We start from the raw sequence: 11,832 nt of genomic DNA on the forward strand, positions 1-11,832 counted from the left end.
CCACCGCCGGCCGATCCGGGCGCGGTGCCTGGGCCGAGCGTCGCGCCTCGCTCGGTGGCTTCTGCTTGCGGTCCTGCATCGCCGCTCCTGCTGACTGCCGTGTCGACTACCGGCATGGTCGGGCAGAGCAGCCGACCGGACAACGACCAGACGCCGGTCGTGCCCGTTCGGGTAGCAGCCGCTACCCGTTCGGGCAGCGTCGGTGCTGGCCGGACTCCCCGGTCGGTCAGACCACGGCGCCGTCGCCGTCGATCGGCGGACGTTGCCGCAGCCGGTACAGCAACAGCACCACGCCGAGGAAGAACCCGGCGCCGGAGAGCACCGACACCAGCATCGGGAACCGGACGCCGAACGCCGCGGCCAGGGCGAGCAGCAGCGGCAGCACCACCAGGACGGTGCCAGCGATGCCCGCCGGACTCCACCGTCCGGCCGGTGGCGCCGGGGGCGGCACGAACTCGTCCTCCGGCTCCTCCGGCGGCGTCCAGCTGCGGAAGTCGCCGACAGGCTCCTCCGGCACGGCCGCGGACGCCGCGGGGGAGGCGCTCTCGACCGCTGGCTCGGCTGCCGCGTCCGGGGTGGCCGCTGTCGCCGGGCCGGCCTGCGGCCGCTCGGGCACCAGGCCGAGCGGGAATTCGCGGGCCATCAGCTCCTGGAAGCGGGCGTCGTCGGATTCGTTGCGGTTCATCGGCGGGTGTGGGTGGTCAGGAAGTCCAGCGTGTGGGCGACGATCGCGTCGGCATCGTTGTCCAGCGGTGCCACGTGGGCGCTGTCGGCCAGCACGACCTCGACGATCTCTTCCGAGGACACCTGCCGGCGCACGATCTCGGACGACGCCGCCGGAACCACCGGATCGTGCTCGGAGCGCAGCAGCAGGATCGGGCAATGCACCAGGTCGAGCCGGGCCCGGACGTCCCCCCAGAGCAGCATCATGGCGTGCGCGGCCTTCAGCGGCGTCCGCGGGTAGCTGTGCTCGACGACCCCGGGCCGGCGGATGCTGCTGCCGATGCTGTCCACGGTCCTGATCAGGTGCTTCGCCCACGGAATCAGCGCGAGTTCGGGGTTGCCGGTCAGCGCGGGGTTGACCAGGATCAGCCCGGCCACGTCGTCGGCGTGGTGCTCGGCCAGCCGCAGCGCCAGCGCCCCGCCCATGGACAGGCCGGCGACGAACACGGTGGGGCATTCGGCGCGCAGGTCGAGGAAGGCCCGCTGCGCCGCCGCGTACCAGTCCCGGCCGTCGGTGACCTCGAGTTCGCGCCAGCTGGTGCCGTGCCCGGGCAGCCGCGGCACCGACACCCGGTAGCCGGCCTCGGCGGTCCGGGCCGCCCAGTCGCGCAGCGTCCACGGGGTGGCGGTGAAGCCGTGCAGGAACAGCACGCCGGTCTCCCCGTTGCCCTCGGCGGCGTAGGGCCGGGCGAACTCGTGCACCTGCATGCGGCCCATCGTACGGTGACGGCGCCGTGCCGTCGTCGGGGCCAGCGGCGGCAGCCATTAGGGTGAGCGCTGACGAAGCTCTGAGGAGGTGCCGTGCTCTACGCGCTGTTCAAGACCGTCGTGTTCCGGCCGGTGATCAAGTACCTGTACGGCGCCCGGGTCGAGGGCGAGCAGAACATTCCGGCCGGCGGCGGGGTGATCCTGGCCAGCAACCATCTGGACGCCGGCGACACCCTGGTGCTGCCGGCGATGATCCGGCGCCAGGTCACCTTCCCGGCCAAGGCGGAGCTGTTCCAGGGCAACCGCGGGCCGTTCTCGAAGCTGGTCGCCTGGTTCCTGCGTGCGGTCGGCCAGGTGCCGCTGGACCGCTCGGGAGGACGCGCCAGTCTGGACGGCCTGCAGCCGGTGCTCGACGTGCTGGCTGACGGCGGCTGCGTCGGCATCTACCCGGAGGGCACCCGGTCGCCGGACGGCCGGCTGTACAAGGGCAAGACCGGCGTGGCGCGGATGGCGCTGGCCGCTCAGGTGCCGATCGTGCCGGTGGCGATGAAGAACAGCCGGCTGACCAAGAAGGCCGGGCTGCCCTGGATCGACCACCCGGTGGTGGTGATCGGCAAGCCGCTCGACTTCAGCCGCTACTACGCCCGGCTCGACGATCCGCGGACGCTGCGTTGGGTCACCGACCAGGTGATGGCCGCCATCCACGACCTCTCCGGGCAGACCTACGTCGAGGCCTACGGCACCTCGGTGAAGAGCGGTTCGCTGAGCCCGGCCGAGGCCGACGCTCGGATCCTGGAGCGTCCCGGGATCAAGACCAGAGAACCCGACCTGCCGGCTTCCTGAGGCGGCTGCCCGCCGGGTTCGACCGGCGGCGCACAACGGCGTCCACGGCCGGCGGCGGTTTCGGGTCCGGGGTGCTCGACCGCGTATCCTGACCGGCGTGTCGCAGCAGATCCCCACGCTTGAGCAGCTCCTGTCCCGCCAGCCGGTCCAGCAGCCGACCTATGCGGACACCGATCTGCTGCGGGGTGTGACCGACGAACTCCGCCGCCGTCCGCCGCTGGTCTTCGCCGGCGAGTGTGACGACCTGAAGAGCAAGATCGCGGACGCCGCCGCCGGGCGCGCCTTCATCCTGCAGGGCGGCGACTGCGCCGAGACCTTCGGCACCGGCACCGCGCAGGACATTCGCGGCAAGCTCCGGGTGCTGCTGTCGATGGCGGTGGTGCTCACCTACGCCGCCCAGGTTCCGGTGGTGAAGGTGGGTCGGCTGGCCGGGCAGTACGCCAAGCCGCGCAGCAAGGACACCGAGACCCGCGACGGCGTCACCCTGCCGGCCTACCGCGGCGACGCCGTCAACGGCCTCGACTTCACCGAAGCGGCGCGGGTGCACGACCCGAACCGGCTGCTGGAGATGTACAACCGCTCGGCCGCCACGCTGAACCTGATCCGGGCCTTCGTCACCGGTGGTTTCGCCGACCTGCGCGCCGTGCACACCTGGAACCAGGACTTCGTCCGCAATTCCGGGGTGGAGGCCCGCTACGAGGCGATGGCCGACGAGATCGAGCGGGCGCTGGCCTTCATGGTGGCCTGCGGCGTCGACAAGGAGGCGTTCCGCACCGTCGACTTCTACTCCAGCCACGAGGCGCTGCTGCTGCCCTACGAGCACGCCATGACCCGGATCGATTCGCGCACCCGGACGCCGTACAACACCTCGGCGCACATGGTCTGGATCGGGGAGCGCACCCGGCAGGTCGACGGCGCGCACGTCGAGTTCATCCGGCACCTGCGCAACCCGATCGGGGTGAAGGTGGGCCCGTCCACCACGGCGACGGACGCCGTCGCGCTGGCCGAGGCGCTGGATCCCGAGCACGAGCCCGGGCGGCTCACGCTGATCTCGCGGATGGGCGCCGACCAGGTGCGCCAGGCGCTGCCGCCGATCGTCCGGGCCGTCGAGGCGACCGGCCGCAAGGTGGCCTGGATCTGCGACCCGATGCACGGCAACACCTTCGAGACCGCCAACGGCTACAAGACCCGGGCGTTCAGCCAGGTGGTCGAGGAGGTGAACGGCTTCTTCGACGTGCACGAGGAGCTGGGCAGCTGGCCCGGCGGGGTGCACATGGAGCTGACCGGCGACGACGTCACCGAGTGCGTCGGCGGGGTCGCGGACGCGCTGGCCGAGGCCGATCTGGCCAACCGCTACGAGACCGCCTGCGATCCGCGGCTGAACCGCAACCAGTCGCTGGAACTGGCCTTCCAGATCGCCGAGCGGCTCACCGACGGCCGGATCAAGCGGGTCAACCCGGTGCAGGAGTACCGCGCCGAGGACTTCTGAGGAAGCGCTGATCGCCGGTTGCGCGCCAGCTGAGCGGCACTCGGCTTTTCACACGTGTGTTACACGGTGGAAAAAGGGGCCGTAGTTTCGGGTCCTAGCGTGTCGTAACGCCACCGGAATCGGTCCGATAGCGGTGGCTCGCCCCGGACCCCGTCCGGGTCGGTGGTCGCAACCGGAAGGTTCCCCATGACACGCATCGAAGACCTGCCGTCCCCGGCAGGAGCGAAACACGAAGACATCGTCGAAGCCGCCGGCATGCCGGTCGGCTCCGGGAATATGAAGCCCGAATACGATCCGCGGCTGGCCAACGAGGACCTGGCCCCGCTGCGGGAACAGAAGTGGAGCTCCTACAACATCTTCGCCTTCTGGATGTCGGACGTGCATTCGGTCGGCGGCTACGTCACGGCCGGCTCGCTGTTCGCTCTCGGCATCGCCAGCTGGCAGGTGCTGCTGGCGTTGTTGATCGGCATCGTCATCGTCCAGGTCTTCACCAATCTGGTCGCGAAGCCGAGCCAGAAGACCGGCGTGCCCTACCCGGTGATCAACCGGGCGATCTACGGCATCAAGGGCGCGAATATCCCGGCCATCATCCGCGGCCTGATCGCCATCGCCTGGTACGGCGTCCAGACCTTCCTGGCTGCCGAATCGCTGAACATCATCTTCCTGAAGTTCTGGCCGGGCAGCGCGGCGCTGGTCGAGGTGGGCTTCCTGGGCCTGTCGGCGCTGGGCTGGGTCTCCTACGCCATCCTCTGGTTCGCCCAGGCCGCGCTGTTCTGGAACGGCATGGAGACCATCCGGAAGTTCATCGACTGGGCTGGCCCCGCCGTGTACGTGGTGATGATCGTGCTGGCCGGCTACCTGGTCTCGCAGGCCGGCTGGGAGAACATCAGCCTCGACCTGTCCGCCGGGGCGCCGCTCGACTTCTGGGCCTCGATTCCGGTGATGATCACCGCGATCGCCATCGTGGTGTCCTACTTCTCCGGGCCGATGCTCAACTTCGGCGACTTCGCCCGCTACGGCAAGTCGTTCGGCGCGGTGAAGAAGGGCAATTTCTGGGGCCTGCCGGTCAACTTCCTGTTCTTCTCGCTGCTCACCGTGATCACCGCCTCGGCCACCGTCCCGGTGTTCGGCGAACTGATCACCGACCCGATCCACACCGTGGAGCGCATCGACACCCCGTTCGCCATCCTGCTGGGCGGCCTGACCTTCGTCACCGCCACCGTCGGCATCAATATCGTGGCCAACTTCATCTCGCCGGCGTTCGACTTCTCGAACGTCGCCCCGCACAAGATCTCCTGGCGCACCGGCGGCATGATCGCCGCCGTCGGCTCGGTGATCCTGCTGCCCTGGAACTGGTATTCCAATGCCGACGCCATTCACTACACGCTGGGCGTGCTGGGCGCGATGATCGGCCCGCTCTTCGGCATTCTGATCGCCGGCTACTACGTCGCGGCCAAGCAGCGGATCCTGGTCGACGACATGTTCACCATGTCGGAGAAGGGCGCCTACTGGTACACCAAGGGCTACAACAAGAACGCGGTGTACACCATCTTGGGTGCCGGCATCCCGACGATCCTGATCGGCGTCCTGCCGAAGTTGATCGCCGACCTGGGCGGCTTCGACGTGTCCTGGCTGGGGAACTACACCTGGTTCATCGGCTGTGGCCTGGGTTATGTGATCTTCGTGCTGCTGGAGCGGGCCAACCCGCAGGTTCCGTCGCTGGACGACCTCACCGCGGGCGTCTCCGACGGCACCGTCGAGGTGGCCGGCGGCACCATCGAACTGCAGCCGGCAGCGGTGAAGTGACCCGGTGCGGATCACGCTGATCAACCCCAACACCTCCCGGGCGATGACCGCGAAGATCGCGGTCGCCGCCCGGGAGGCGGCGGGTCCGGACGTTGAGATCGTCGCCGTCTGCCCGGAGCCGGAGCGTGGGCCGGCCGCCATCGAGAGCCACTACGACGAGGCCTACGCCGCCGTCGCCATCGCCGAGCTGATCCTGGCCGACCAGGCCGCCGGCGGCAGTGACGGCTATGTGATCGCCTGCTTCGGCGACCCCGGGGTGGACGCCGCCCGCGAACTGGTCGAGGTGCCGGTGGTCGGCATCGCCGAGGCCGCGATGCACGTGGCGGTGTTGTCCGGGCGCAGCTTCGGCATCGTCACCACGTTGTCCCGCACCCTGGGCCGGGCCCAGGACCTGCTGCACCGGCACGGCTTCGAACGCGCCTGCGTGGCCGCCTACGGCACCGGCATTCCGGTGCTCGCCCTGGAGCACGCCACCGGCGAGGCGCTGGACGAGATCGCCGGCTGGTGCGAACGGGCGGTGTACACCGACCATGCCGACGTCATCGTGCTGGGCTGCGCCGGCATGGCCGACCTGTGTCGCCGGTTGACCGAGCGGGTCGGCGTCCCGGTGGTGGACGGGGTGGCGGCCGCGGTCGGGCTGGTCACCGCGATGGCCCGGATGGGTGTCGGCACCAGCAAGCGCGACGAGTACGCGCTGCCGCCGCAGCGCGGCTGATCCGGGCCAGGGTCGCTGACCGCTGCGGGCGCGGCGAGGTCGGGGTTACGCTGCGATCATGCAGATCACCCATCTCGGACACGCGGCGGTGCTGGTCGAGGTCGCCGACCGGCGGATCCTGATCGATCCCGGCAATTTCTCCACCGCCTGGCACGACGTCACCGACCTGGACGCGATCCTGGTCACCCACCAGCACGCCGACCATGTCGATCCCGAGCACGTCGGCGCGCTGATCGACAACAACCCCGGCGCCCAGGTGTACGTCGAGCCGCAGGTGCTGCAGGCGATCGACCTGCCCCGCGGCGAGGGCCTGGCGGCCGACACCAGTGTCGAGCTCGGCGGCGTCCGGGTGGACGCCGTGGGCGGCTGGCACGCCATCATCCACCGCGACATCCCGCAGATCGGCAACGTCGGCCTGGTCATCTCCGCCGAGGGCGAGCCGACCCTGTTCCATCCCGGGGACGCACTGGCCGCCATCCCCGCCGGCATCGACGTGCTGGCCATCCCCGCCTACGGGCCGTGGGCGGCGATGAAGGAGACCGTCGACTTCGTCCGCGAGGTGAAGGCGCCGCTGGGCTTCCCGATCCACGACGGACTGCTGCACGAACGCGGCTTCCAACTCGTGCTGGGTCGGATGAACGCGATGACCCCCACCGAGGTGCGCGACCTGCGCGACGGCACCGGGTGGACGCCGCAGGGCTGAGCGACGAAAGCGACCGGTTTGCGTGAAAATGCTACGCTGTAGCACATGATCATCGGGGTGCGGGAGTTGCGCAACGAGACGGCACGGGTCGTGGACGTGGTGCGCGGTGGCGAGCGCGTCACCCTCACGGTTCACGGCGAGCCGGTGGCCGACATCGTCCCGCACGGTGGTCGCGCCCGCTGGCTGTCGGGGGAGTGGCTTGCCGGTCAACTCACCGACCACTCAGCCGATCCGGCGTTGGCCGACGACCTTCGTGAACTCGCCGGTCGAACGCTGGACGACCTGTGACCTCCGGACTGCTGGACACGTCGGTCTTCATCGCCCACGAGACGGGCCGTCCGCTCGGCGAGTTGCCGCAGCGAGTGGCGGTATCGGTGGTGACGATCGGCGAACTGGAACTCGGTGTCCTCGCGGCCGTCGATGCCGATGCCCGTGCCCGGCGCGGAGAGACGCTTGCGCTGGCCAGGGTCGCCGACCCGCTGCCAGTCACCGAGGCGGTGATGTCGGAGTGGGCGCGGCTCGTCATCTCCTGCCGAGCCGCCGGAATCCACCGGACGGTGCGACTCACTGATGCGCTGATCGCGGCGACCGGCATCGTGCACGGGCTGCCCGTCGTCACCCAGGACGCCGACTTCGACCAGATCGCCGTCGCCCATCCCGCACTCGAGGTGTTCCGCGTCTGAACCACCCGTTCAGAAGCCGTCCAGGTCCCGGCTGATCGGCGGCTGGGTGTGGCCCAGGTCGGCCCAGACGAAACCGGGGACGCCGGCGAAGAAGGTGACCAGGAAGTCGGCGCAGTGCATGATCCGCTCCGGGGTGTTGTCGCCCAGGTCGAACCGGACTCGTCCGGACTCGATGGCGAACGGCAGCGGCCGGGCGCGCAGCAGGAACTCCAGCTGGCGCGGGTGGAAGACGTCGGAGGCGAACTTCGGGTAGCGGCTGCGCACCTTGAACGCCCGGTCGAAGTCGCTGGACTCGAACCGCACCCGGTTGCCCCAACCCGGCCAGTTCACCGACAGGTCGCCGAACTGCCAGGGCAGCTGGAACTCCAGGATCGGCTCGCTGTGGTTGTCGGTCTCGGTGCGGGTGGTGGTCCGGCCCTCGCCGTCGGTGCTGGTCACCGTCCGGTCGGTCTTCCAGTGGTGGGTGAGCCCGATCATCCGCATCCCGTGCACGTCGCCGAGCACCACGTCGCGGGCCTCGTGGGCGTAGCCGGAACTGGTGGCGTCCACCTCGGCCAGGAAGCGGTCGTCGGCGGGGCGGTAGATCCAGCCGGGACGCTGATACAGGCTCAACTCGGACGGCGGCGCCGGCGCCTGGTACGGGTCCAGGTCGGGTGAGGCCAGCGCCTGGGCGATCGGGGCCAGCGCCTCCAGGAAGTCACGCATGGCCTGCGCCTCGCGCGGGACGCCGAGAGCCACCAGCCGGTCGCCGTCCACCGACAGGTCGACCGGATGGGTGGCCGCCATGGCGTCCACCGCAGCCCCGATCGCGGCCATCGCGGCGTCCGCCCAGGCCGGATCCTTGGCGGTCACCGTCCAGCCGCCGACGGCCTTCTGCTGGCCGACCGCACCCGGACGCGGCCCGCGTCCCAGATACAGCTCGGGCAGCGGACGCGGCAGGCGCAGGGTGGCGACGTAGCCCAGCGAGCCGTACTCGAAGACGCCGAACGGGACGCCGGCAGCGGTGCTGCCGCTGATCAGGTCGTCGATCGTGCGGCGATAGCCGAGGCCGAACGGCGGGCAGTTCAACCCGTAGGTGCTGGCCAGGCTGGGGGAGCCGTCGAAGGTCCAGCCCTGGGCGCGCAGCGACTTCACGTAGCGCAGCCGGCGGATCAGGAAGAACAACCCGACCGCGACGGCGACCACCAGCAGGATCAGCAGAATCTGCCCGATAGAGGAGTCCACGCCCACAGGCTATTGCCCGACCGGATCAGCTCCCGGCCGGCGCGGCGTCGGCGTCAGGCCAGGTTGATGGTGATGGTGGAGCCTTCGGGGGCCTTGCTGCCCGCCTTCGGGTTGGTGCCGACCACCCGGTCGAAGCCGAAGTTGATCAGCCGGTTCACACTCACCTTGAAACCTGCCTTGGTGAGGATCTCGCGGGCCCGGTCGAGGTAGTAGCCGCGGACGTTGGGGACGGCCTTCATCACCGGCCCCTTGGAGACGACGAAGTCGATCGTGTCGCCGCGATGCACCTCGCCGGGCGGTGGAGCCTGGCTGATGATGTCGCCCTTGTCGACGTCCGGATCGTTCTGCTCGGTCTTCTTGGCCTTGAGTCCGAGCGCCTTGAGGGCCTTCACGGCGTCCGCGTAGGACTTCTTGGTCCAGTCGGTCAGGGTGACCGGAGCCGGCCCCTGGGAGACCACCAGATCGACGACGGTGCCGCGCTTGAGCGGCGTGCCTTCGTCGTAGGAACTGCTGATCACCTTGCCGGCGGCGATGGTGTCGTCGTAGCTCTGGGTGACCGCGCCGAGAGCCAGGTTGAGGTGGGTCAGCGAGTCGGTGGCGGTGGTCAGGTCCAGCCCGCGCAGGGCCGGCACGGCGAACCGTTCCGGGCCCTTGGAGAGGAAGGCCCGGATGCTGCCGCCGTGCACGATCTTGTCGCCGGCGGCCGGGTCGGTGCGGGCGACCAGGCCGGAGGGCACGTCCTCGGAGTATTCGCTGTCGAAGCTGACCTGCAGGCCGGCCTGCTCCGCCGCCGCCTTCGCCTGGGCCTGGTTGAGCTGCACCAGCGCGGGCGTGGCGGTGTACTGGCCGGCGAACACCCACCACAGCCCGGACGACACCAGCAGCACGGCCAGGATGCCGGCCAGCAGCGCGGGCCAGCGCCGGCGCGGCCGGCTGGGGGCTGCGGGCTTCTCCACCGGGCCGTCGTAGTAGGGCATGCCGTCGGTGATCTCCGGGAAGCCGGGGCTGACCGGGGTGGACGGGGTGAACCGCAGCGTGGGGACGCGATCGCCCTCGCTCGGGCTGCGCAGGCTGGGCACCGGCTCGGTGATCTGGTTCTCCGGGTCGAGCGTGGTCCGCTTCATCCGTTCGGTGAGCGCCGGGTCGTCCATCACGCCACGGGCCAGCGCTTCGCGGGCCTGGCGCAGATGGTCGAGCAGCACCCGGGCGTCCACCGGGCGGTCGGACGGGCGGCGCGCCGCCGCGGTGGTGACCAGGGCGTCCAGGTAGGGCGGGATGCCGTTGCGGGACTCGCGCCAGGAGGTCTTCACCGCGCTGGACGGTGCCGGGATCGGCTTGTGCACGTGCGCGTAGGCGACCTGGATCGGGTTGTCGCCGGTGTGCGGCTTCGAGCCGGTGAGCATCTCGTAGAGCACCACGGCCAGGGCGTACACGTCGCAGCGCGGATCGGCCTTGCCGTGGGTGACCAGCTCGGGGGCGATGTAGCTGACCGTGCCGATCAGCATGCCGGTGGCGGTCGCGCTCTGCGCCGAGATGGCCCGGGCCAGCCCGAAATCGGCCACCTTGATCTGGCCGCGATCGGAGATCAGCACGTTCTCGGGCTTGATGTCGCGGTGGATCAGGCCCGATTCGTGCGCCGCGGCGACCGCGCTGGTCACCGGGATCAGCAGATCCAGCGCCCGCTCGGGGCTGAACGAGCCCTCGCGGGTGATCATGTGCCGCAGCGTGCAGCCCTCGACGTACTCCATCACGATGTAGGGCCGGCCGCGGTGCAGTCCCTGGTCGAAGACGGACACCACATTGGGGTGCGAGAGCCGGGCCGCGGCCCGTGCCTCACGGTCGAATTTGCCGATGAAGTCCTGGTCGTCGCCGAGGCCTTCGTGCATCACCTTGATCGCTACGGTCCTGGTCAGCCGCTCGTCGTCGGCCAGGTACACCGTGGCCATCCCGCCGCGGGCGAGTTTGCGTTGGATCGCGTAGCGACCGTCCAGCAGCTGCCCCACCAGGGGGTCGCTCGTGCTCACAGTCGTCACCATCGCTCCGGACAAGTCAGGGGAAGTAGGCCGTCCAGACCTGCCGGTGAGTCTAGGTCGGCGCCGGCCCACACCGGGGAGCGACCCGCCGAGAGCGTGCCGAGAGCATTAGCCTGGCCCGGTGACCTTCTTGCGTGGACTGGACGAGCGGCTGCGGCTGGCCCGGTTGTTCTGCGTCACGGACGCCCGGCTCGGCTCCGCAGACTTGAAATCCTTCGCCGATGGGGTTTTCGCGGCCGGGGTGGACCTCGTCCAGCTGCGGGACGAGTCGGCGTCCGACGCCCAGAAGCTGGCCGCGTTGGAGACGCTGCGGACGGCGGCCCGCGGCCAGGGCCTGGTGTCTGTCCACGCCGACCCCGATCTGGCAAGGGAGTTCGTCGCCGACGTGGTGCAGTTGCCGAAGGGCGGGCCGAGCGCCACGAAGGCTCGCCGGGGCCTGAGCCAGTGGGCTCGGGTGGGGCGGTCCTGCTACAGCGCCGCGGACGTCGACGCGGCACTGGCCGACGACGGCATCGACTTCCTGACCATCGGCCCGGTGTTCAACCGGATGCCCTGGTCGTCCGGGCTGCCCGGGCTCGACCTGGTGCGGCACGCCGCCCGGGTGGCACCGCCGGCGGCGAAGGGCTCCAAGCCGTGGTTCGCGATCGGCGGGATAACCCTCGACAACCTCGACCGGGTGCTGGACGCCGGCGCCCGCCGGGTAGCGGTGGGCCGTGCCATCACCGCCGCGGGCGATCCCGCGCGGGCCGCGCGGATGTTCGGCGACCGGCTCCGCGCCGCCTGGGCGTCCGCGTCCGACCTCATCCCCGGAACGCTCGCCTAAGGAACCGCTGATCAATCATGTCCCGGCTGCGGCGTCCCCGGCGGGCGATCTGCGGCCCCCAAATCTTGCGCCGTACGTGCAG

General features: G+C 70.3%; 12 protein-coding genes. 8 read left to right on the plus strand and 4 right to left on the minus strand.

What is annotated here, in order from left to right; all coding sequences use genetic code 11:
• Nucleotides 1–226 precede the first annotated feature (226 nt).
• Both QM582_RS05105 and QM582_RS05110 read right to left on the minus strand, forming a co-directional pair.
• A complete protein-coding gene (locus QM582_RS05105) occupies nt 227–685 on the minus strand; it encodes a hypothetical protein (protein ID WP_415082335.1) in 459 nt (152 codons plus the stop codon).
• Nucleotides 682–1,431: an alpha/beta hydrolase gene (locus tag QM582_RS05110; protein ID WP_415082337.1), complete on the minus strand. Its 750-nt coding sequence runs from the start codon at nt 1,429–1,431 to the stop codon at nt 682–684. The genes QM582_RS05105 and QM582_RS05110 overlap by 4 nt, the downstream gene beginning before the upstream one ends.
• 93 nt (nt 1,432–1,524) lie before the next feature.
• Between QM582_RS05110 and QM582_RS05115 the strand changes: the two genes are divergently transcribed.
• The 7 genes from QM582_RS05115 (at nt 1,525) to QM582_RS05145 (ending at nt 7,670) form a co-directional block, all read left to right on the plus strand.
• The gene (locus QM582_RS05115; RefSeq protein ID WP_415082338.1) at nt 1,525–2,274 is read left to right on the plus strand and encodes a lysophospholipid acyltransferase family protein; all 750 of its coding nucleotides are present in this window, start codon (nt 1,525–1,527) and stop codon (nt 2,272–2,274) included.
• Between the two features lie 97 nt (nt 2,275–2,371).
• A complete protein-coding gene (locus tag QM582_RS05120; protein ID WP_415082340.1) occupies nt 2,372–3,763 on the plus strand; it encodes a class II 3-deoxy-7-phosphoheptulonate synthase in 1,392 nt (463 codons plus the stop codon).
• Nucleotides 3,764–3,949: 186 nt separating this feature from the next.
• A complete protein-coding gene (locus tag QM582_RS05125) occupies nt 3,950–5,569 on the plus strand; it encodes an NCS1 family nucleobase:cation symporter-1 (RefSeq protein ID WP_415082342.1) in 1,620 nt (539 codons plus the stop codon).
• A gap of 4 nt (nt 5,570–5,573) precedes the next feature.
• On the plus strand, nt 5,574–6,284 hold the full coding sequence (locus QM582_RS05130) for an aspartate/glutamate racemase family protein (protein WP_415082344.1): 711 nt from the start codon (nt 5,574–5,576) through the stop codon (nt 6,282–6,284).
• A gap of 58 nt (nt 6,285–6,342) precedes the next feature.
• Nucleotides 6,343–6,987 (plus strand): MBL fold metallo-hydrolase, encoded by a 645-nt coding sequence (locus QM582_RS05135; protein ID WP_415082346.1) that lies wholly within the window; start codon nt 6,343–6,345, stop codon nt 6,985–6,987.
• A gap of 45 nt (nt 6,988–7,032) precedes the next feature.
• On the plus strand, nt 7,033–7,275 hold the full coding sequence (locus QM582_RS05140; protein WP_415082348.1) for a type II toxin-antitoxin system Phd/YefM family antitoxin: 243 nt from the start codon (nt 7,033–7,035) through the stop codon (nt 7,273–7,275).
• Nucleotides 7,272–7,670 (plus strand): PIN domain-containing protein, encoded by a 399-nt coding sequence (locus QM582_RS05145; RefSeq protein WP_415082349.1) that lies wholly within the window; start codon nt 7,272–7,274, stop codon nt 7,668–7,670. The genes QM582_RS05140 and QM582_RS05145 overlap by 4 nt, the downstream gene beginning before the upstream one ends.
• A gap of 9 nt (nt 7,671–7,679) precedes the next feature.
• Here the strand turns inward: QM582_RS05145 and QM582_RS05150 are convergent, their stop codons facing one another.
• Both QM582_RS05150 and pknB read right to left on the minus strand, forming a co-directional pair.
• Nucleotides 7,680–8,894, minus strand: coding sequence for a hypothetical protein (locus tag QM582_RS05150; protein WP_415082351.1), 1,215 nt, complete (start codon nt 8,892–8,894; stop codon nt 7,680–7,682).
• Between the two features lie 53 nt (nt 8,895–8,947).
• Nucleotides 8,948–10,918, minus strand: a complete 1,971-nt coding sequence (pknB, locus tag QM582_RS05155; RefSeq protein WP_415082353.1) for a Stk1 family PASTA domain-containing Ser/Thr kinase — start codon at nt 10,916–10,918, stop codon at nt 8,948–8,950.
• Between the two features lie 130 nt (nt 10,919–11,048).
• Between pknB and QM582_RS05160 the strand changes: the two genes are divergently transcribed.
• Nucleotides 11,049–11,750, plus strand: a complete 702-nt coding sequence (locus tag QM582_RS05160; RefSeq protein ID WP_415082355.1) for a thiamine phosphate synthase — start codon at nt 11,049–11,051, stop codon at nt 11,748–11,750.
• Nucleotides 11,751–11,832: the final 82 nt, after the last annotated feature.

Origin of the sequence: Micropruina sp. (assembly GCF_047607385.1) — a bacterium.
Lineage (GTDB): Bacteria > Actinomycetota > Actinomycetes > Propionibacteriales > Propionibacteriaceae > Micropruina.